General features: G+C 48.7%; 18 protein-coding genes and 1 pseudogene. 6 read left to right on the top strand and 13 right to left on the bottom strand.

The annotated features are described in order from the left end of the window. Positions 1-167 precede the first annotated feature (167 nt). The 4 genes and pseudogenes from ACTHQF_RS05980 to ACTHQF_RS05965 all read right to left on the bottom strand — a co-directional run bounded on the left by ACTHQF_RS05980 (position 168) and on the right by ACTHQF_RS05965 (position 3,261). The gene (locus ACTHQF_RS05980; protein WP_440429026.1) at positions 168-1,520 is read right to left on the bottom strand and encodes an MBL fold metallo-hydrolase; all 1,353 of its coding nucleotides are present in this window, start codon (positions 1,518-1,520) and stop codon (positions 168-170) included. Between the two features lie 23 nt (positions 1,521-1,543). Next, positions 1,544-1,957: a DUF6691 family protein gene (locus tag ACTHQF_RS05975; RefSeq protein ID WP_440429025.1), complete on the bottom strand. Its 414-nt coding sequence runs from the start codon at positions 1,955-1,957 to the stop codon at positions 1,544-1,546. Positions 1,958-1,970: 13 nt separating this feature from the next. Further along, positions 1,971-2,537 (bottom strand): annotated as a pseudogene (locus tag ACTHQF_RS05970) (YeeE/YedE family protein); the annotation flags it as partial. Between the two features lie 82 nt (positions 2,538-2,619). After that, positions 2,620-3,261, bottom strand: coding sequence for a Crp/Fnr family transcriptional regulator (locus ACTHQF_RS05965; protein ID WP_440429024.1), 642 nt, complete (start codon positions 3,259-3,261; stop codon positions 2,620-2,622). Between the two features lie 143 nt (positions 3,262-3,404). Here ACTHQF_RS05965 and ACTHQF_RS05960 point away from each other — a divergent pair, with 143 nt between their 5' ends. From ACTHQF_RS05960 to nhaA, 3 genes are all read left to right on the top strand, one after another. Continuing rightward, on the top strand, positions 3,405-4,259 hold the full coding sequence (locus tag ACTHQF_RS05960; protein WP_440429023.1) for an alpha/beta fold hydrolase: 855 nt from the start codon (positions 3,405-3,407) through the stop codon (positions 4,257-4,259). 48 nt (positions 4,260-4,307) lie between these two features. Continuing rightward, complete coding sequence (locus ACTHQF_RS05955) at positions 4,308-4,973, top strand: PRC-barrel domain-containing protein (protein ID WP_440429022.1); 666 nt, start codon at positions 4,308-4,310, stop codon at positions 4,971-4,973. Positions 4,974-5,040: 67 nt separating this feature from the next. Then, a complete protein-coding gene (gene nhaA, locus ACTHQF_RS05950; RefSeq protein WP_440429021.1) occupies positions 5,041-6,222 on the top strand; it encodes a Na+/H+ antiporter NhaA in 1,182 nt (393 codons plus the stop codon). A gap of 17 nt (positions 6,223-6,239) precedes the next feature. On the opposite strand, the gene ACTHQF_RS05945 is transcribed toward nhaA, so the two are convergent. Continuing rightward, positions 6,240-7,571: a TIGR00341 family protein gene (locus tag ACTHQF_RS05945; protein WP_440429020.1), complete on the bottom strand. Its 1,332-nt coding sequence runs from the start codon at positions 7,569-7,571 to the stop codon at positions 6,240-6,242. Between the two features lie 116 nt (positions 7,572-7,687). Beyond that, positions 7,688-7,930: a hypothetical protein gene (locus ACTHQF_RS05940; RefSeq protein WP_440429019.1), complete on the bottom strand. Its 243-nt coding sequence runs from the start codon at positions 7,928-7,930 to the stop codon at positions 7,688-7,690. 190 nt (positions 7,931-8,120) lie between these two features. Between ACTHQF_RS05940 and ACTHQF_RS05935 the strand changes: the two genes are divergently transcribed. Further along, a complete protein-coding gene (locus ACTHQF_RS05935; protein WP_440429018.1) occupies positions 8,121-9,200 on the top strand; it encodes a PAS domain-containing sensor histidine kinase in 1,080 nt (359 codons plus the stop codon). A gap of 56 nt (positions 9,201-9,256) precedes the next feature. After that, entirely contained in the window at positions 9,257-9,751 is a 495-nt protein-coding gene (locus ACTHQF_RS05930) for a protease (protein ID WP_440429017.1), read from the top strand. Here ACTHQF_RS05930 and ACTHQF_RS05925 read toward each other — a convergent pair. Continuing rightward, on the bottom strand, positions 9,748-11,691 hold the full coding sequence (locus ACTHQF_RS05925; RefSeq protein WP_440429016.1) for an ATP-binding protein: 1,944 nt from the start codon (positions 11,689-11,691) through the stop codon (positions 9,748-9,750). The two genes, ACTHQF_RS05930 and ACTHQF_RS05925, sit on opposite strands and share 4 nt — an antisense overlap. Positions 11,692-11,995: 304 nt before the next feature. Here ACTHQF_RS05925 and ACTHQF_RS05920 point away from each other — a divergent pair, with 304 nt between their 5' ends. Beyond that, a complete protein-coding gene (locus tag ACTHQF_RS05920; RefSeq protein WP_440429015.1) occupies positions 11,996-12,394 on the top strand; it encodes a GlcG/HbpS family heme-binding protein in 399 nt (132 codons plus the stop codon). A 29-nt stretch (positions 12,395-12,423) separates the two neighbouring features. Here ACTHQF_RS05920 and ACTHQF_RS05915 read toward each other — a convergent pair whose 3' ends face one another. The 6 genes from ACTHQF_RS05915 to ACTHQF_RS05890 form a co-directional block, all read right to left on the bottom strand. Beyond that, entirely contained in the window at positions 12,424-13,053 is a 630-nt protein-coding gene (locus ACTHQF_RS05915; RefSeq protein WP_440429014.1) for a hypothetical protein, read from the bottom strand. Positions 13,054-13,185: 132 nt separating this feature from the next. After that, the gene (locus ACTHQF_RS05910) at positions 13,186-14,418 is read right to left on the bottom strand and encodes an alkaline phosphatase family protein (protein ID WP_440429013.1); all 1,233 of its coding nucleotides are present in this window, start codon (positions 14,416-14,418) and stop codon (positions 13,186-13,188) included. Positions 14,419-14,533: 115 nt separating this feature from the next. Next, complete coding sequence (locus ACTHQF_RS05905) at positions 14,534-15,106, bottom strand: NADPH-dependent FMN reductase (RefSeq protein ID WP_440429012.1); 573 nt, start codon at positions 15,104-15,106, stop codon at positions 14,534-14,536. A gap of 135 nt (positions 15,107-15,241) precedes the next feature. Further along, the gene (locus tag ACTHQF_RS05900) at positions 15,242-17,656 is read right to left on the bottom strand and encodes a prolyl oligopeptidase family serine peptidase (protein ID WP_440429011.1); all 2,415 of its coding nucleotides are present in this window, start codon (positions 17,654-17,656) and stop codon (positions 15,242-15,244) included. A 52-nt stretch (positions 17,657-17,708) separates the two neighbouring features. After that, positions 17,709-20,450 carry a M14 family metallopeptidase gene (locus tag ACTHQF_RS05895; protein WP_440429010.1) on the bottom strand — a complete coding sequence of 914 codons (2,742 nt, stop codon included), beginning with the start codon at positions 20,448-20,450 and terminating at the stop codon, positions 17,709-17,711. Positions 20,451-20,468: 18 nt separating this feature from the next. Next, positions 20,469-22,004: a RagB/SusD family nutrient uptake outer membrane protein gene (locus ACTHQF_RS05890; protein WP_440429009.1), complete on the bottom strand. Its 1,536-nt coding sequence runs from the start codon at positions 22,002-22,004 to the stop codon at positions 20,469-20,471. Positions 22,005-22,006 lie beyond the last annotated feature (2 nt).

Genomic DNA, 22,006 nt, shown 5'->3' with positions numbered 1-22,006 from the left:
TCCAGCTTGACATTTGGACTTGTTATTCCTGTTTGAGTTATACACGCTGTCTTATCCTGTGACTAAGTCAGCGACCAAGCTAACGACTAAGCTAGTGACTAAGCTAACGAAAAGCAGGCGACCCAGATGGCTGCCCAGGCCAACGTAATGTTTGATAAGCGCAGCAACTACTTGATGAACGACTTAATATGATCACCAAGGTCAAAGACCTGGGTATCCAATGCCTCATCCAGTATGCTGCTGCCTGCAGCACTCCGGTAGCCCCCTGCACAATGTACCACAACAGGTTTGTCTTCCGGGATCTCGTTCAATCTGGCTTGAAGCTCCGGCAATGGGATATTTAGCGCCCCTTCAAACACTGGTTCCGCTTTCGCTTCGGAGGTATTCCTGATATCTACAATGGTATAGTCCGAGGATTGACCTTTGAAAGCTCCCAAATCCAGCAAACCTGATCGTGCAGCGCCAAAATCCAACACAAAGGCTGCTTTCAAAAAAGCTTCATAACCGATCTTGGCCGTTCTGGCGATTAAGCTGCTTAACGCTTGTTCGTCAGCAGCGGCAAGGTAGAAAGGTTGTCCTGGTTCCAGTAAAGCGCCCAGCCAGGTTTCAAATTTCTCCCCATCCATGATGTTGATCGAGCGTTCCAGATGTTTCGCTTTAAACGCGGCGCCCGGCCTGGAATCAACCACTAGGATGGCTGCATCTAAACCTGCCGCCTTCTCGGCGTCATCAATTTTTCCCAGTACTGGAATCGCCTGCAGACTTTCCCGCAAATTCGGCGCGCCCGCTTTATTCAGGTCCACATCATAAGGGAAATATTTTGGAATAAAAGGCTGATCTTCCGTTAATGCCGAGACAAAGTCCGTTTCAGACATCGCCTGCAAAGACCAGTTCGTGGCCTTTTCCGCGCCAATCGTACTGCTGCTCGCTTTACTCAAGGCCTTGCCGCAAAGCGTTCCTGCACCATGTGCCGGGTAGAGGATTACCTCATCCCCCAGCGTCATCAGCTTATCCCGCAGCGAGTGGTACATCTTCTTCGCAAGTGCCTCCCTTTTGCTTTCCAGGTCCTCCCCTTGCTCCCGCAGATCGGGTCTTCCACAGTCCCCGATAAACAGCGTGTCTCCGGTAAATACAGCCCGGTCCTTACCCTCATGTTCCAACACAATAGAAATACTGTCAGGCGAATGGCCCGGTGTATTCAGCGACTTCAGCTTGATGCCTCCGAATTCCAGCACCGCATCCTCGTCAAATGGGATGATACTAAAGTCCGGGTTCATGACTTTACTGGCAAAGATCTTTGCGCCGATCTCCTGCTGGATCTGCAGGTGACTGCTTACAAAATCTGCATGGGGGTGCGTCTCGATCACCCCAATTATCTGTGCATGGTTTGCTGCAGCAAAAGCGTAATAAGGTTCCGGATCCCTTGCAGGATCGATAAGCACCATTTCAGCACTTGCCTTACTCAGAATGGCATAGCTGTAATGGGAAAGGTTCTGGTCTTCAAACTGTTTAATTTCCATGTCTTTGGTATTTTGTTGAAGGATTAATGTGGGAGTTTGTTTTTAATCAGGCCATAGAGGTAGGTACCCAGCAGCGCGCCAAAGATCACCAGCAGCATCGCCAGGTAACCATAACCGACGTTCACAAACATCGGCCCAGGACAAGCACCGCTCAGTGCCCAACCCAGCCCAAAGATTGTTCCACCAATAAGGTACCTCGGATAACTTTTGTCTTTATCCCTGAAGATGATGGGCCGCCCCGTATAATCTTTGATGTTGAACTTCTTGATCAGGTAAACCGCTAATGATCCTAAAGCCACCGCGGTACCGATAAAGCCGTACATGTGGAAGGACTGGAAGCGGAACATCTCCTGAATGCGGTACCAGGAAATCGCTTCCGACTTGCTCATGATGATGCCGAACAGGATGCCGGCGAGTATGAATTTTAATGCTTTCATTGAACGGTAAATTTTAAAAAAGTTGTGGCAGGATCAGGTGGGTCATCAGCAGCCCACCGATGAAAAAGCCGATTACGGCGATCAGGGAAGGTAATTGCATGTTCGTCAGGCCGGAGATCGCATGTCCGGAAGTACAGCCCCCGGCATAGCGGGAACCAAATCCGACCAGTATGCCGCCGGTCAGTAAAAGCAGCAGTCCTTTAACAGAAAGCACCGCTTCCAGGCTAAATAGCTGCGAGGGATTGAGCTTGCCGTCGAATGCAACACCGATCGCCTCCAGGTCTTCGATCGTTGCAGCAGAGAGCGCCAGTGGCGCATCATTTTTCAATAGCGTAGCGGAGATTACTCCCCCCAGCAGGGCACCAAAAATAAAAAGCAGGTTCCAGCGCTGTGCTTTCCAGTCAAAGTCGAAGAACTTCACCTTTTTACCCGCACCTGCAATCGTGCAGATCGTTCTGAGGTTGGAAGATACGCCAAAAAACTTTCCGAAGTAAAGCAGCAGCACCATGATGAAAGCAATGGCTGCACCGGAGGTCCACCAGGGCCATGGTTGTTTTAAGAATTCCAGCATAAGATCTGTATCGTTAGGTTTTCCATTTTGTTTGTGCTACAAATATGGAACCTTTTAGGATGAAGAACGGTGACTTCAGTCACACAGCGGATTATTGCAGGTATTCAATGTAATTGCGATGCAAAACAAGCCTCCCTTGCTGTTCCATTTTTTTGAGCAATCGGGAGATCACCTCCCGCGAGGAGTTCAGGTCCTTGGCAATTTCAGCATGCGTAACCGTCAGCGTAGGGCTGTTCAAATCCTGCCGAAGTTTCTCCAGGTAGGCGGCAAGCCTTTCGTCCATCGACGTAAAAGCAATATGATCAATTACCACCAGCAATTCTTCAAACCTCGACCGGTAGGTATCCAAGACAAAGTAGTACCAGGTTTTATATTGCTTCATCAGCTCGTCCATCAAACTGGTCGGAACGGCCAACACCGTGGTCTGCTCCACCGCTTTCGCCTTAACCTCGCTGGTCTGCTGCCTGCTGGAGCAGATCATGGAGAGTGCACAGGCACTGCCCGGCTGAATGTAGTACATGAAAAACTCCCCGCCCTCAGCAGCTTCCCGGTAGAGTTTTACCAGCCCCTCCAGCACAAGCATGGTAGAACGCATGTGCTGCCCGGTTTCCATAAGCGAGGCTCCCGCTGCAAAGCTCTTTATGCTGGATCGTTCGGCAAGTACCTGCATCAATGCGGGTTCGAACTGCGGAAAGGTTTTTTCGATTTGCTGATGTATCGATTCCTGATTCATGTGCTGTAACTGTGCCTGCAAGATACTGAATATCGCTTTCGATAGCAGATTTAAGATTTGTTGTACTTTTGACAGCAAAGGTATGGTCCAGGGGATTTAAATCCCCGAATAAAGGAAAATACTACCAAGCTTAAGGATATTGAATGAAGACCTATAAACAACGATTGCAGGAAGTTAGAAAAACGGAGGATCCACAGGCGCTTATGAAAGCTTTGTGGAACTACATTTCTTTTCCGATCCGCCTGCCGAACCGTCCCCACCAGGAGGAACTGATGGCAAAGGCCAGCCGCTTCTCCATGTCATTGGAGGATCCTTATTTTGCCATGAAGGCGTTGAGCTTTCAGGGTTACAGCTGGGGTGAGGGCAGCAGGAAGATCTACCTGACGCATGGCTGGAGCTCAAAAGCAGCCGACTTTGCGGAGATCATTACCGCGCTGCTGCAGCTGGAAAATGTACAGATCATCGCCTTTGATGCTTTAGGGAACGGTAATTCCGAAGGGGAGCTCAGTAATCTGATGTTGTATGTAAAACCCCTGGAGGCCATCATAGAAAAGTATGGAATGCTGGAGGTCCTGATCGGGCATTCCCTCGGTGCCATGGCGAATGTGGTTGCGCTGAAAAGCTATGAAGCACAACCTAAACTGCTGATCAGCATTACACCAGTGATTGAACTTGGGGATAACTTTACCGGCATGATGAACCATGCAGGGGTAAATCCGGTCGACCAGCTGCGCTGGTTTCAGGATTTCCATGACTACTACAAACTCCCGGTAAGTTACTTCGACATGAAATCGCTCTACGCGGAACTACCCGCGACGAAACACCTGGTGTTTTATGATGAACAGGACGAGATGCTGCCTTATGCGCAGCTAAAGCTATTCCTGCAGCAGCATCCGGAGCTGGAAACCAGGGCATTCAATGCTGCCGGGCATTACCGCATCTTGCGGGAGCCTGGATTTATCGAAGTGCTTAGCCAGGCCATTGCCGGAAGTCTTTAGCGCTAAACCAAAAATCTATTTGGGTGTTCTATTAAAAAGATAAATTTTATGCTGGAAAGTACACACCTACTGACGGGCTTTTCGCTCGCGACCGAAGACGGGGAAATCGGAAGCGTCAAAGACTTCTACTTCGACGATCAACACTGGAACATCCGCTACCTGGTGGTGGAGACTGGCAACTGGTTTTTCGGCCGAAAAGTGCTGATCTCCCCGCATGCCATACAGGGCGTAGCCTGGGAAAACCGGCTGCTCAAGGTAAAGATGACCAAAGATCAGGTTCGGAGCAGTCCAAGCATCGACACCAATCTCCCAGTGTCCAAACAGCTGGAGAAAAAGTTAAATGACTATTATGCCTGGCCGAACTACGGCAGCGCAGGCATGGGGTATCCGACCACAGGCATGGTAAAGGTAACAAGAACCATTAAAGCGGAGGTGGAAGAGGATACCGGCGCCGATAAACACCTGAGAAGTTACCGCCATGTACGGGACTACAAGGTCTATAACGCTGATGGTTTTCTGGGTGAAACTGCTGATTTTCTCGTCGACACCGCAGACTGGACCCTTCCCTATCTGGTTATCGAGATGGCTGATGCCGAAGAAGGAGAAATGATCGCGATCCCCAGCGATCAGATTGCCTCCATAGATTTCAGCACCTATGCGGTTGCCATAACGCAAGGCAGGGAACAGCTGAAAAAGATTTCCGCCATCCTTTGAACAAGGCCCGCAACCCTTTCTGAAGGCATTTATAGGCTAAACAAAATGAATTATTAACTTTGAAAGCATGAGTACTTCCTTTAATTTAAATTCCTTCAAAAATTTTTTCAGTTCAACTTCTACGAGCGGAATTATTCTTTTTGCCTGTTTGCTTTTGTCTCTAATCATCGCAAACACCTCTTTTGGTCCGGGATTCGACAACTTACTGGCAACCCAGATTGGCTTTGAGACCGAGTCGATACACCTGCGTTACTCCTTGGCCTTGTGGATCAACGATGGTTTAATGGCCATCTTTTTCCTGCTGGTGGGGCTCGAAATTAAACGTGAGGTGGTGGAAGGGGAACTCTCCTCTCCTAAAAAAGCTATTCTCCCGATCATCTGCGCCATTGGCGGTGCCATCGTGCCAGCCCTGATCTATACTTTTTTCAACGGCGGAAAGCCTACCATGCATGGCTGGGGTATACCAATGGCAACAGACATCGCCTTTGCATTGGCCATTCTTGCACTGCTGAGCGATAAAGTTCCCGTATCCCTAAAAATTTTCCTGGCGGCATTGGCCATCGTTGATGACTTGCTCGCCATCCTGGTGATCGCGATATTTTACTCCTCCGAGCTGCATTACATGAACCTGGTTTATGCTGCTGCAATACTCGGTTTATTGTTTCTGTTTAACCGCTTCGGCATCAAAAATCTTGCTTTCTACCTCATCCCAGGCGTATTCATCTGGTATTTCGTACATCATTCAGGTATTCATGCTACTATTGCAGGCGTATTAACGGCGCTTACTTTACCCACTACCGCCGATGATACCGAATCTCCATTGGAAAAGCTGGAACACGCCCTGACCGTACCGGTAAACTTCCTTATCATCCCCATCTTTGCCCTGGCGAATACCAATATCCGTTTTGAAGAAGGTATGGTAGAAGGGCTGTTTACAGGCCTCGGAATGGGTATTGTACTCGGACTGGTTGTCGGAAAGCCAATAGGCATCATGTTGATTGCCTGGCTGGGTGTAAAACTAAAGATCAGTGAACTTCCCGAACAATCCAGATGGATCCATATGCTCGGTCTTGGACTATTGGGCGGTATTGGTTTTACCATGTCCATTTTCATATCCATCCTATCCTTTTCCGATCCAATGCTGGTTCAGGAAGCCAAGTTCTCGATCCTTGTGGGCTCGGTACTTTCCGGTTTTCTGGGTTACATGGTCCTGAGCTTTAGCAGTAAAAGCAAGCAGGTACTTCGTTAAGGGCTGAGCAGTCTGGCTTAGTCGGCCTGCGCAATCACCCGTAGGGAATCCACCTGAAGCCGGTTCTTTAGCCAGGTATTCATGCGGCGCTGCTCTGCCGCAGACAAAGGTTTGCTGAAATTGGCAATCAGCATCGTTATCGTGTCCACTTTCGTGGTGTCTACCTTGTGCACTTCAACATGGGAGATGCTGTACTCGCTGAGCTGTGGATACAAGGATCTGAGCTCCTGTTTCAGATCTGGAATGGGCTGGTCGATCCTGGTGTACGTGGAAGCATTTTTGCGTTCTGCAGGGTTGTTCTGGTACACCGTTTCCAGGATACTTGCTTTGATCTGCGAGAGATCGATCTCATTCTTGGCGTTCAAGCCTTGCCGGATGTTAAGTTCCGTACGGTCCAGCTTATATTCAGGCAGTTTGGCTTTTAGCGAATCCAACTGTGTTTTGCTAAGTTCCGTACCGAGCAGCAGCAGGTCGATTTCGTGGCCCTGACTATTGCTGTACTTGTAGGTTTTGGAAATCACCTGTGTGCGCTTAAAGTTTAGCTCCCGCTGCACAAAGGCTTCAGCGTTGTTCTCGAAAATACTTTTATCTACAATGCGGTAAGCCAGGTACACACTCGGTGCCGTGGTCACCAGCACGATCAGCCAGATGTATCGTCTTACTTTCCGCTCATAGGCTTTGTCCTGAAATGCTTTCTTTGGGAAATGCAGGAAGCGCACGATCACCAGGGTAGCGACACAGATGAAAATACTGTTGATGAAGTAAAGGTACAGGGCTCCAAGAAAGAAATAGATGTTCCCGGAGGCGATGCCGAAGCCGGCCGTACATAAGGGCGGCATCAATGCGGTCGCGATGGCCACACCTGGAATGGCATTGCTTTTCTCTTTACGGGTTGCGGCTACAATACCGGCCAGTCCACCCAGCCCGGCAATGAAGACATCCCAGATGGAAGGTGATGTCCGCGCCAGCAGTTCTGAAGATGCCTGGTGTAAGGGCGTGATCCAGAAATACAGGGAAGAAGTGGCGATACTGATGATGGTTGCAATACCAAGGTTCCGCAGGCCCTTTTTTACCAGGTCGAAATCATTGATCCCAATCCCCAAGCCTACCCCCATGATCGGACCCATCAATGGTGAAACCAGCATGGCTCCGATAATTACCGCGGTGGAATTGACGTTCAGTCCGATGGAAGCGATGAAGATGGCGAAAATCAGTGTCCAGAGGTTAGCACCACGGAACTCCACATTTTTCTTGATCGCTTCAATGGTAAGCGCATGATCTTCCGCATCTTCATGCAGGTTAAAGCGGTAATCCAGGAAGTTTTTAAAGGCCAGGTATATTTCTCTCATGGAATCAGGATGATGATTATCTGGCCAAAGATCATGATTTTACCTGTAATTTATAGAACCCTTAGACCGCTTTCATTTTCCGCAGAAGCCAGGAGCTCACCCTCGTACTATTTCGATCAGAGATCCCGGAGATCATTCAGTGCGATCAGATCCAGAAAGACTTCCGGCAAAATAGCACTGGAGGAGTAGGTTATGGTGCTGAGGACATTACCCCGCACATCGTAAAAGGCTTCCACAAAGAAATCCTCCACCAGAAAAAGCAAGGTTGGAATCTGATCATTCGTGGCAATAAAAGAAGCAGTAGAGAGCACCCTGATCTTTTCATTCTGGGATAAAACGGTAAATTCAAGATCTGTCATCACACTTGGGATTACACTGCTAAATTAGTCAGCTTCAACAGCTTAGACAAGCGGACATGTGCCTGTTTAGCTTGCTGCAAATACCCGAACCGGCAGAGCCAATAAAGTAGAATTACCTGTGGATTCTTGTTTAATATCTATAACTTGGCTATCTAAGCGGCCTGAGGGATAAAAACGTTTATTAACGACCATGATGGATAAAGCCGCAAATTCCTGCCTTGCTTTAGCGGAGCTATCTAAGCATGGCATCTTTTCTTTTGATGTCGAATCTAAGAAATTTGACTACTGTAATCCTTCCTTCAGGCAGTATGTCCAGGTTGAAGATAATGCTATCGCGGAACCTGTGATCAGCCTCCTGATCCATCCGGATGATGAAGCCTTTGTCAGGCAGAACTATCGTAATCTGCTGAAAAGCAATAAAAAGAAAACCCTTGAATTTCGCCTGATCCTGGCTGACCAAAGTATCAGAAGTGTCCGCGTGGAGGCTTTTAATACTAAAACGGCAGACAAGCGTCAGGTCATTACCGGAATTATGGAGGACTTTACCGCCTACAAAGCCCATAATGATACGCTGAATAAGTTCTCGAATAAAAAAAACTCGCTGTTGAATATCCTGTCGCACGATATACTCGGACCCCTGGGCACCATACAGAATCTCTCTGCCATCATCAACCGGAAGTTCATTAACCAGGAGAACCAGGAAATGAGCCGCTTTATCAATTCGATTGAAAAGATCAGCAAAAGCAGTATTGCCATGGTTCGTAATCTGCTCACACAGGAGTTCCTGGAAACGGCAGAAGCCGAACTGGTGAAGCGCCGTACCGACATTGTGGCTGCCTTGAAAGCCATGGTGGAGCAATACCAGGCCTCGGATGAAGTAACCAGCCGGACCTTCATTTTCTCGTCCTCCAGCGACACCATTTTGATTCAGGTAGATGAATCCAAGTTGTTGCAGGCCATCAATAATCTGATCGCAAACGCCATTAAGTTTACCGAGGATAGTGGACGCATGGAGATTTCTGTCGAAGAAGAGCAAGACTCCGTTTTGTTTAAGTTGTCTGACAATGGCATCGGTATCCCGGAAGTTTATCAATCTACCCTGTTCGAGAAATACTCTGCTGCAAGACGGCGGGGCCTGCATGGGGAGCCCTCGCATGGACTGGGCATGTCGATCGTGAAAACCATTGTCGAATGGCACCATGGGGAGATCTGGTTTGAAAGCAAGGAGCAGGTGGGGACGACCTTTTACATCCGCATACCTTACGAGTAGGTATTTAGGAGGCGCTGAAATCATCAGACTAAAGCTTACATTTACCGGAAAAAAATATGATTCGCAATTCCGCTATTCTTTTACTCTGCCTTGCTGCCGCTACCGGTTGCCAGAACCGCAAAGCTGGTTTAAACACTGCTGATACCGCAACTGTTCCATCTGGAAAATTAGAAGCCCGTCTAGCTGCAAGCGCAGGCGCTTTCCCGGCAGATTCAGTAACCTTAAGCTTCACTGTTGTGAATCGTGCCGACAGTGTACAACGTTTTGTAAGATGGGAAACGCCTTTTGAACCCCGTTTGGGCAAATACCTGGAAGTTATGGATGAAAAGGGTACTGAAGCGGAGTTTAAAGGTGCCATGGCGCGTCGCGTGATGCCACCACCCGCAGAGGCCTATATCGAAGTGCCTGCACATGACAGCGTACGTACCGAGTTTAACCTGGCGACAAACTTTACGCTTGCGGAAGGTTCATACACCATCAAGTATGTTGGCGGTGGCGTAAGTGGACTTGAAGCTGGAAAGGAAATAAAAATTAAAGTTGCGAAGCCTTAGGCATTAAGCACAGGTAAGCTGAACCAGAAGGTGCTGCCCAGACCGGGGCTGCTCTCCACCCCGATCTCACCATCATGCCGCTTTACGATCTCGGCACTGATGTAGAGCCCTAAACCTAAGCCGGAATATTGCATGCCAGAGAAATCTGCACGGTAATGCCGGTCGAAAAGGTGTGGCAGCTTTTCCGAAACAATGCCGGGGCCAAGGTCCCGAACGGAAAGGATGAACTTTGCGCCCTGCTGCTCCGCTTTCAGGACGATCTCCGTGGAGCCCGGGGCATACTTTACCGCATTGTTGACAAGATTAACGAGTACCTGCTCCAAGCGGTGTTCGTCGGCAAAGAGCTGCAATTCCGGGTCGGCTTCAAACACAAACTGGTGACTGCTGGCCTGAATATGATTACAGGAGGCTTTTAACAGCTCCAGGGCATTGAAGTGCCTCAGCTGCAGACCAAGTTGTCCTTCGCTCATCCTGGTCGCATTTAGCAAGGTATCAATGAGCATCGTTACTTTATCTACGCTACGGTTGGCCTGTTCGATCATACGTGGGAGGTTTGCTGCCTGCGGCTGGTGTTTCATGCGGTCCAGCAGTTGCAGGGATGCCTTGAGGCTCGTAACGGGCGTCTTCAGTTCGTGACTGGCGATGCTGATGAAATCATCTTTGCGTTGCTCCAGGGCCTTCTTTGCAGTAATATCATCAAAAACCACAACGACGTAGGGTGAGCCATCGCCCACAGGTGAGGCGAATACCCGGTACCAGCGTTCTGTGGTAACGTTATAGTCTTCAAAGCGGATGGATCTTCCGGTTAACACGGCCTGGCCGTAAGTCTCGATCCATTGGTCCTCTACCCCTGGCATGAGTGTCCGGACTTTCTTGTTACAGGCTTCAGCGGTCAGTCCGGTCTGCCTGCTGAATGCCGGATTGATCTGACGGATATAATAGTCCTGGGCTTTGCCCGAATCATCAAAAATCATCTCGATCAGCATAAAGGATTCGTCGATGGAATTGAAGAGCGTACGATAACGCCTCTCTGAAGCCAGCAGTTCCGTTTCGGTTTGCTTGCGTTGGGTGATGTCGCTGAACATGCCCACGGCACCGGTGATCCGGCCTTCCGCATCCGTGATCGGCGCGGCATTCATAGTCAGGTACATGCGTTCCAGCCCGGGACGTTCTATGGCGAACTCGTAGTTGAACACCGGGTTGCCGGTCGATATGGCGATCATGGTCGGGTGCTCAGCATCCGCCATTTTCGTGCCATCCAGGTGGGTATTGTACCATTCCGGAGAATTGCTGCTGCGCTCGGGAAAGCGTGCGCCATCTGTATCGAGGATCTTGTGCGCCATCGGATTGGAATAGATGATGCGGCCGCTAAGGTCAACGATCCCCACGCCTTCGGCCATGTGGTCGAGCACCCTTTGCAGCTGCTGTTCGTTCTGCTGCAGCCGCTCCTGGGTAAGTGTTGTTTCGGTGCAGACCACCATGATGCCTTCCGGAACACCAAGCCTGTTCCGCAGGGGATTATAGGCATAGGTCCAGTAAACATTGTCCATCTTCCCATTTCTGTAGATCGGCACCAGCTCATCTTCCACGAACTCAGACTCCCCAGAACTTAACACACGCTCAATTAAGCCCTTAACCTTCGACCAGGTTTCCGGCCAGCAGTCTTCGCCTTTTTTTCCAATTACATTCAGATGTCTGCTAGATGCGTCTGTTCCTAGAATCTTAAGATAGGCATCATTATAAAATTGAATGAGATCAGGTCCCCACCAGATGAGCATTGGAAAGCTTGAATCCAGCAGCAGGTTAACCGCGATCAGCAGATGGTCCGGCCAGGTATTAATGGGGCCCAGTACGGTGGTTTCCCATTTGAACGACCGGATGCGGCAGCTCATTTCTCCTTTTCCATGAATGTAGGTGTGCGGCGGCGTCGGTTCTGCCATTGAGATGTGTGTATAAGTGAGCTATGCAAAACTATGCCTTTTCAAGCTAGCATGCAATGGCAGCCTGATCTATTCCTGTTCAAATCAAACGTGCGTAAACAAGTTCCAAATGTCTAGTTTTGTTTGATCAATAAACATGGCCATGTTTAAGGCGGTATCACCAACGTATTTGGCTTGGTCCGGGTTATGCAAGCTGTCCCTGGTAGTCCGCAGTTAATTACTTGAAAATCAAGCACCGTTATCTTGTTATTCTTGACAGATATTGTAAATTAGGAAAGGTATTAACCTTTACAAGTACAAGACTATGAGCATAACACTAGAACAAGCGGAACAACTGTCCAAAGCAGCAAAAGCAAAGGCGACAGAAATCGGGGTACCGATGAACATTGCCATCGTTGATGAGGGTGCAAACCTGGTGTCCTTCCACCGGATGGACAATGCCTGGTTAGGCTCCGTTGATATTTCGATCAGAAAAGCCAAGACCGCCAGGTTCTTCGATATGAACACTGGCGAAATTGGCAAGCTGTCTCAGCCTGGCGGTCCTTTGTATGGCATTGAGCATTCCAACGGTGGATTGATCACCTTTCCGGGTGGCGTGCTGCTCAAGGATGCTTCAGGCAGGATTATCGGTGCAATAGGCGTCTCCGGCGGTTCTGTAGAGCAGGACCATGAGGTGGCTTCAGCAGGCGTGGCAGGCTTGTAAGGCTTTTAAGGCTTGTAAGGCTTAAGGGTTTACTGGTTTATCGGGGCTTTGGAGATGTACACATATGCGGGTGCAGAAGCAGGTTTCCCGATAACCACACCTGTAGCATGGACCGTATCGCCACTGGTGATATAAAGCCGCTCTTTGCTGTCCAGATAGAGATTGCTTGGATCTGCATCTTTCACCGGGTGCTTGAACGGGGATTTTACACCGTTCACAATTCTGTTGATCGTTGTCTGATGAATATAACTGTTGCCCTGACCATTTTGATCGGGACCAGTATGGTATTCCAGTTCATACGTGATATCATCTTTTGTAGTTACCCGTCCGATGTCCACTCGGGAAACTGAGGGCTTCACTGTAAAAAAATGCCAGGTTAAACCCTTGTCTATGGTGTAATTGTTTGGAAAACCAGCAAACCTGGTCTTCGTATTTTGATCGAAACCCTGACCAGCAAAGGCATAGATGGTATCCTGGACTGCTGCGAGTCCAGGTGTAGTAAATATCTTAGTGGTTGACCGGGTAATATTTTTGCCTTTATTGGTGACGATGTAAGTGTGATACATGGTTGTGACCAATAAGGTGTCGTCAATACTGCCGATCACGGCCATCGCTGTGCCGCCATCAGGAACACGGATCCGGTCCCAGGAACTTTCCATCAGATTACTTGTTGGGGGTATTTTGTCTACTAATTTTTGATGCTTGCAGGAAGCTGCAAAAATGATGATTGTGAGAAGCAGCAGAACTTTCTTCATGAGCGTTAAATATTTTTTTTAAACATAATAAAAAAACTATTTCGCTGGTTCCGATACGATCCATTTATTGATGGAATTATGTGGTGCTTCTAAGACGATCTTGTAAAAGTTAGCTGCTGTGTTCAGCTTGATGAACTTGTGCCGGTCTGCAACGGGCACTTCCGCCAATAGTTCATACTCGTCCCGGCCACCCACTTTGAAGTTATTCGTCTTAGTTACCAGAATTTTCAACTTTCCTTCTGGTACCAGTGCTTTCCAGCTGATGTCGATACCCCCCTGGAAATAATTGACCTTTACATCCGCGATAGAGAGTGGTCCGATCAGTGCTGTTCCATCTACTTCCCTTTTCAATCCGCTTGGAAGTGTTACCTGCATGAAAGTCGCAATGGTCGGCATGATGTCCACGATCATAGGATCATAGTACCTGGCATAGGCATTCAGCTCAGGATAATTACTGATCATCCAGCCGCTGCGTTGACGATCGGACTGTCCACCATGCCCCTTTCCGGTTTTTTCGTCACGGCCATGGTCCGTGGTGATCATCAATAGCCAATCCTCCTTAAACTGCTGCTTCCGGTAATTGATTGCCTCAGAAATTTGACCGATCTGCAGGTCCAGCTTTTTAACGGCATCGTCAAACTGTGGTGAATCGCCATACATGTGCCCCATGTCGTCGGTATACTCCAGGTAAACCCAGCTTAGATCTGCAGGATCCTTTCTGATCGACTGCACCGCATCTTTTACCACCTGTTCATCGATCCGGTGCATGAATTCACGGCTTTTATCGTGTTTAAAGTTGACGGTATCCAATTCATAGCCGTCTGCATATTGGTCAACTTTGAAGTTGCCCGTTGCAGCAAGCCCATGGCCAAGTAATTTGGTCCGGTTATCTGTCCAACTGGAGAAGATTGCTGTTTTCTTCTTTGGGTATTGTGCCTTGAGCAGACTAAAGATGTGTTTGTAGTTGTAGTTCGGCGCTTTGATGTCGTTGTCGGGCACATTGTGTTTGTTGTACCATACCCCTGTCATAATGCTGTTGTAGCCGACTGCAGAAATGGTTGGTGTTTCGCTATAGGTACCTTTTCCGCCACCCACCTGCATCCGGAGGTAACTACCCTCCTTGATGATCCGGTTCATATTGGGAAGGTTGAGTCGCTCAATGACATCGGCAGGAATGCCATCAGCAATGATGTAAATGGTTTTACGTTCCTGGGCAAGGCCTTGCAGGCTGCATATTGCCAGGCCAAGCGTGATCATGATTTTATACATAAATTAAATATCTGAAATTTTAGGGTTTAAGTATCCACATGGTGGGGACAATAAAAGCGGGCGCCTGTGAAATGTCACAGGCGCCCGCTTTTTACTTCAATATATATTGTCCGCGCTATTGATCCTTTCTAATCATTTCCAGTCCTTTGGTCCATTTGTTCAATGCAGGTAACATGGTGTTCGTTGCTCTGATGATCTGTTGTTTAGGGTTGAAGCTCCCATCCTCCGCAATAGACTCATCGATCAAAGGGATGTTCACCATTTCCGCAAGGGAGATGCATTTTAAAGAAAGCAGATCATTTCTCAACTCCTTGGCGGCTCTAACGCCTGCAAAAGGCCCGATGGAGTAACTTACAATCCCTGCAGGTTTGGTGGACCATTCCTGAACCAGGTATTCAAGCGCATTCTTGAGTGGCGCAGGATAGCTATAGTCATATTCTGCAGTGACGAAAATGAAAGCATCTGCTTCATCGATTTTGGCGCTCCATGCTTTGGTATGTTCATGGGTATATTGTTTCATGACCGGGTGAACCGGTTCATTCATAACAGGCAGGTTGATCTCGCCAAGGTCGAGTACTTCAACGTTGAAGAAGCCAGAGGCTTGTGCCTGCTCAGCGATCCATTTGGCAATGATCGGCCCTTTACGACCTGGTCTTACCGTTGAGGTTATAACTTTTAGATTGTACATGTTCTTCTGTTTTAGCTGAATCAAATGTCGAGCATACAACACAGATCATTGTTGACCTATGATAAGAAAGATAGCTAAACGAAAAAGGTTGCCCGTTTTATTAATGAGCAACCTTTCATTGGATACTTCTTCCACTTATTTTTTGTTCTTCACATATTTTTCTAACCAGGAATCCTGCTCCCAGAAGGTATGTAATACAGACTCCCGGCTTCTGTAACCGTGAAATTCCTTTGGTAACATCACCAGTCGCACGGTTCCGCCATGACCTTTTACGGCACTGTACAGACGTTCACTTTGGATCGGGAAAGTTCCGGAGTTGTCGTCATCGATACCGTGCGTCATCAGTAAAGGTGTTTTGATCTTATCTGCGTAGTTGAACGGTGCCATGCGGTTGTACACCTCTGGTGCCTGCCAATAGGTTCTTTCTTCTCCCTGGAAGCCAAAAGGCGTAAGCGTTCTGTTGTAAGCACCACTTCTTGCAATACCCGCGGCGAACAACTTGGTATGCGCTAAAAGGTTTGCGGTCATGAAAGCGCCATAAGAGTGACCACCTACTGCGATGCGGTTGCGATCTGCAACACCCATGTTCACAATATAGTCGATCAGTGAGGTTGCGTTATCTTCAATCTGCTCCAGGAAGGTGTCATTAGGTTCATTCTTCCCTACCCCAACGATCGGCATATCCGCGTTATCCAGCACAGCATATCCACGGGTTACCCAGAAAACAGGTGAACGGAACGCCAGTCTGGTAAACCGGTATGGTGATCCCTTTACCTCGCCGGCAGCACTTAAGCTCTTGAACTCTCTTGGGTAAGCCCAGATCAGCACCGGCAATGGTCCATCTTCTTTTTTATAATCCTTTGGTAAATACAAGGTCGCAGAGAGTTTGACACCGTCTTTCCTCGGGTAAGACAACAATGATTTCTGTACACCTTTCAAAGATGGATACGGGTCTGCAAAGTTGGTGACCTTCTGTTCCTTTTTGGTGTTTAGATTGATGGCATAAACATTTGGTGTTTCGGCTGTTGATTCCCTGGAAATGAACAAGGACCCTGACTTGTCAAAGTAAATTGGCTCTTCGTAGAAAGGAGCTTTCGACTTGAACAGGGTGTCCTGCTTGTTGCTAATCAGATTCCATTTCATCACGAAAGGTCTGTCGCCCTGCGGGGAGGCGCCTGTACCAATGGTGTAGACGGTGGGCTGGCTACCTTTATCAAATACCAGCATGTTATCACCATTAGCTGCTTTGGCATGCACAAACCGACCCGGGTCGATGTAAGCATTTTCTGAGGAGGTTGTTGGCATTGCTTTCAGCACTTTTCCAGTCTCCGGATTGATCAGGGTCATCTTCGAGGTCCTGTCCTTTCTCCAGCGCTCCTTCACGATTGCGTAGGAAGCATTACCCCATTCTACACCTCCAAACCTGGTCGCCATGGCGAATAGCTTCTGTGGCTGTTGATCAAACGGTGCTTTGAGCGCGAAAAGTGCATCGCGGAAAGGCACATTGTTTTTAGGATTTCCTTCATCCTGCGCTTCTGCCCAGACCAGGGTCTCCGGTGCATCAGCACGCCATTCATAGTTGCGCGGACCGGTAGCCACAACGTCAAAGCCAGTTGGTAGTTTATCAGCCAGCGGCGCACGATATAAGGCTTTCACCAGTTTACCCGACGCGTCCAGTACGTCCGTGTTCAAAGGAAAATAGTTGATCGGAACCAGGTAGGAATATGGTTTCTGAACAGTCTGCACCATCAGGTATTTACCGTTTGGTGAGTAGGAAGCGGCTCTATAGATCTGAGGTGTTGCGATGTTTACGGCATTACCCTCCAGGTCAACCGACTTTAGTTGGGAGGTTAAATAATAATCCATCAGCTGCTCGTCGTAGGCATTCTTCAGCAGGTACTGATAGGTTCTCGAAGGGGTAACTACGCCTAAATTTTCCTGAATCACCGGACCGGTTGGCACCATTGGTTCTTCAGGCTTTGTACCGCGGGATGGACTTATAAACTGCGCCAGGATGTGTTTACCATCCGGGTGCCACTGTAAAGTAGTTCCTACAGCATCATTTAAAAGATCATTGGAAAGTTTGGTAGCTTTCAGCGACTTTATGTCCGCCACCCAGAGCTCCACGCCTTTAAGGTCATTGTTACTAAAAGCGATGTAGTTCCCATCGGGGCTCCAGCTGATGTTGGTGATCCGATATTTGGCAGGTAGTCCGCTGAGACGGGATTCTTTACCTGTTTTAACATCCTTGATGATCAGGCTTTCATAGACGCCGGAAACCTCGGCAGCGGTGGAGTTATTGTTTGGCGTAACCTTTAGACCGGCGACGCCAATTACAGGCTGGGAGATGTCTTCGATGGATGCAAATCCCGGCGACTGCAGAATGAGCATGATACTGCCGGTTTTGTTGAACTGGATGACCGGATTAGAGGGGGCATCCACGAGGTCTACAATGCTCTGTGGCGGCAGCTGGTACTTCAGATTCTCTTGTGCAGAGACCGTGTAAGTCAATCCGCCGATTAGGAACAAGCCTAATAGTTGTGCTTTCATAATGGTATTCGGTTTTGTTCGGTATTATAGGGTTTTTGATGTTATCTAAGGCCTATTTGTTTTTATATAATTCATTAAACAGCAATTTAAAAGTGCCGTGAGACTGTGCCCGGAAGGTAATTTCCGGTCCGTAGGCGAACAGCTTTCCTTTGCCTACCGGTGCAACGAAGGCGGCCACACCTTTCTTCAGGTATTGCTGGCCCCAGGCCCATCCGCTCCGCAGCGCATCATCATCGCCATACCAGGCTAAGGGCTTGATCTGCTGTTTCTCGGCCTCTTCGGTTAAGCGGAACACCGGACTATGGTCAAATACCACATCGGCTATGCTTTCCATGCCCCAGGTACTCGGCTGTGTATTGTCCACATTCACCTTCAAGATACTACCTGGAATATAGAATTTATCTCCGGGCAGTGGAACTTCTTTGTCGCCCTTTACCTCAACCAGCGCATTTTGAACCGGCAAGCCAAGGTGGTAAACCAGGTTGGTACTTGTACCTACGGTAACGATGTTCCCGCCCTTTTCCAGGAAGCTTTTAAGCTGCGGAATAGACTGCTGTGGTGTGATGGTTCCAAGCATTTTGTGGTATTTTGCAGGGACCTCCTCCGGTTTGGGTTGTTGGTTTCTCGGGTTTGGCGCGGTTTCTCCAACTGGAGGTATTCCACCGTCAATGAACAAGATCACATCAAACCTGGCATTCAGATTTCCCTGATCAACATCTTTCGGATAGATCACCTCAAAGGGATAATGGAACTGTTCCATGATCCAGCGCACCCAGCCTGAAGGCATGGAGCCACCGTACTGATCATAAAGTGCAATGCGGCTGGCGCTGATGTTTGTCGCATCAGCAGGTTTCTTGTTGGCCGCACGGGCAATGGTGCCGTATTTCAGGCCGCTTTGCTTTAAAACTTCAAGCCCCTTAGCTGGAACGTAAAATGATCCGGCTGGAACATGATCCGCTGCTTTGGTGGTTCTTGAAACGGGAATGCCTGCTTTCAAAAGATCATTCACCAACAGGAAGCTATTATTTGCCGCAGGGCTGAGGAAATAACCTTTGGAGGAAGCTGTTACCTGCTGCGCTAAAGGCGCCTGCACTTTCCCGGCTTCCAGACGCTGCAATGGTGCTTCGAAGCCTTCAAGCACACGATCGAACTTAACGCCCATCTGGTAGGCTAGCGTCCAACCCGCCATGTCGTACGGTCTTACCGGCGGGCCACCCGGATACTGGAAGTCGTTTGGATGGTCCTGGGGTTCAAACATATCCAGCACATGTGGCCGGAATGCCTGATCTGTCTTTACCACATAGGAACCTTTAGGGTAGTTCTTGCCTGCAATGCTGAAGTTAGAACTTGCCTGGTGCACGAGAATACCGGAGCGTACAAGGGCATTGATAAATTTCACTGCAGTTGGGAAATCGGGTTGATCTGCAGGAAGCACATAGGCTCTTGCATCACGAAGTTCAGGGTTCTTAAACACCGCGTCGAAATACTTCATGGGAACACCGGCCGATCTTGCCCCTGCGCCTTCAGCATTATTGCCTGCAGTGTTCTTCTGATCTGCCTGAACGGCGGCCTTGATGCTTGCAACGCGCTTTGGCGATAAGGTCCAGTTATCCTGCTGCCCACGTACAATGGAGTTTTTACCCATCTTATAGATGTTAAACAGGAGGTTCTGTGATTCATTTACCGCCTGGTTCAGCACGGCATAGTTAAGTGATACCGAATAATCAATGGACTGGCGGAAGTGCCATGCCTGCGGCATCACCGGATTTGGAGTTGCGCCATTTGGAATTAGGCGGTCCGGAACAAAGGGAATGGAAGCTGGTGTTGGTCCGCCGATGATCTCTGTAAGAATACCGATCATGTTGTGGAAATATGGCGTGGTGCGTAAGCCGCCGTTCCACCAGGTTGAATACACCGAACCTGCACGTTGGGAATAACCGGGCTTACCTTCCGCATTTAACCGGTTATTCATGGCCGCACCTACCCCATCAAGGCTGGTGATCACCAGAGGGTCGTAGTTGAAGTTGAAAGGATCGCGGTATGGTGGTCCTGCAAGTACGGTGCCCGCGGGACCCGTTTGGTGGTGGTTATAGATGATCTGCGGCATCCATTCAACGTACTGCTGGCGACTCATGTTCTGTGTCTCCTTCATGTTCATCATGTAGAAATCACGGTTATTATCGTGACCAATGTACTTCTGATACAACACCGGCACACGTGTGTCGCGCTTCTTGAGGTCCTCGTTACGCATATACCAATTGGATACCAACTCCTGTCCATCTGGATTGCAATGTACCAGCAGAATGATTGCATTATCCAGGATCCGGTTCGTTTCAGGATCTGTGCGACTCACCAGCTGGTAAGCCGTTTCAATCAGCTGGTGTGCACCAACGGTTTCCGTGGCATGTAATCCCCCATCGATCCAGACCACGGGTTTACCTTGGGCCGCAAGTGCTTTCGCTTGCTCGTCAGTCATATTTTCCGCACGGGCAAGCTGTTGCGAGATCTTCTTGTACTGATCCAGCTTTTTGATATTCTCCGGAGAAGAGACCACCAGCATATACTGGTGGCGCCCTTCTTCGGTCATGCCGATATCAACAAGTTTAGTCCGGTTTGAAGCGGCAAGCTTTTTAAAGTAAGCTTCAGTTTGTGTATAGGTTGCCAGCTTGTAGTCGTCGCCAATGTTGAAGCCAAAGTGTTCTCTGGGGCTTGGGACGACCGACTGTGCCTGGCCTTGGGCGAAAGTGCTTACCGCCGTAAAGACCAGTCCGTAAATGATGTTTTTAGCAATCATATAATTGGGTCATGTGGTTTAATTATTTTCAATCAGTTTGTTCAGCAGCAATTCATCACTCGGAATTGGGAAGATGTAATTCGGTGAAGATGGCGAAGCTGCAGGAACAGAATGGGCCGGTTTAGCAGGGATGTCAAGCTGTAGCCGCATGATATCCGCGTTGCGAATACCTTCGCCTAGAAACTCGATGTGTCTTTCCTTAACGATTGCTGCAATCAAGGCGGCATTATCTGCAAAGCTTGCCTGCGTGTAGCTTGTTGTTTTATCTGAACGATTGCGCACCGCCGATAACAAGGCTACTGCACGCGCATCTACCCCGGCAGTTGTTCTTGCCAAGGCTTCAGAAAGGTTCAGTAATACTTCCGGGTAGCGGATCACGGGAACATAATCCAGGTATGGTGAGGCTTGCTTGAACTTGGTTAGCCAAAGTCTGCCTGTTCTGGTGCCCTGAAGCAGGAATTGGCGACGGTCATCTGCTGCCGTCCAACTTGGATCTGCTGGTAGGCCATTAGGATTCAGGTTAAGATTCCCGGCGCCATTGCTGGTCGGGGAACCACCATCGCCGGTACCTGGCAGAAAGTACGAGCCCAGGGAACTTCCAGGTGCATCATTACTGCTGAAAGGCATAGAGAATATAGATTCCGTCGTGGTATAAGGTGGATTAAATACTGTAAGCACAGTTGGGTTCAGCGCATGTGCTACCCGAACCGGAGAGGTAAATGGTGCAGCGGCAGAAACGATCTTGTTTGCTTCGAGAATAACATTCTGGTAATCCTGCATACTTAGATACACCTTAGTTTTTAAGGCGATAGCAGTATTCTTATGTGCACGCGTGGTGTTCAGCATTGGAGCGCTGTAGTTGTCTGGGAGGTTCTGTTCTGCGAAGTTAAGGTCCTCCAGGATCTGATCGTAAGTTTCCTTCACCGTGCTCCTTTTCAGGTCGTAGCTGCCACTGTTGTTGTTACCGGTAAGGCGAAGTGGCAAACCTGGTTTGGAGCCCGCGCCATTGGCATATGGTTGTGCATAGAGTTGCAGCAGATAGTAGTAAGCAACTGCGCGTACCAGTCTTGCTTCTGCAATGTAGTTACTGGCGAGGGCATCGCCTACTACGGCTGTTCCTCCGTTGTTCATGCCATCTATGAAAACATTTGCCGCATTAATGGCCTGGTAGCCATCTTCCCAGATCTCCTGCACTTCCTCCGTAGTGGTAACGGTGAGCAGCTGGTAGGTGGTCGCCGCAGCAGCAGCGTTCAGGTTCGTGGAAATGAAATCCCCGGCACGGGCTTCACTAGCCACAAAGTAAAAGGAACCCAGGAAATCTCCTGCCTTCAACCTGAAATAAATCCCGTTTACCTGTGCCTGAATGCGTTCTGCAGTTGAGAATGCATCCACATCTGTAATCAACGTTGAAGGCTGCGGGTTCAGGTATTCGCTTCGCTTACAAGCAGGCAGCAATGTCAATCCCGTACCTGCAAAAAGTAGCATTTGAAGGCTATATCTATATAGAAATGATCTCTTAATCATCTTGTTTTTAATTTGGTGTTTGAAATTCATGT

Origin of the sequence: Pedobacter sp. SAFR-022, from assembly GCF_051965375.1 — a bacterium.
Lineage (GTDB): Bacteria > Bacteroidota > Bacteroidia > Sphingobacteriales > Sphingobacteriaceae > Pedobacter.
The sequence above is the reverse complement of the archived record's forward strand: the minus strand, read 5'-3'. Positions and strand labels throughout refer to the sequence as shown.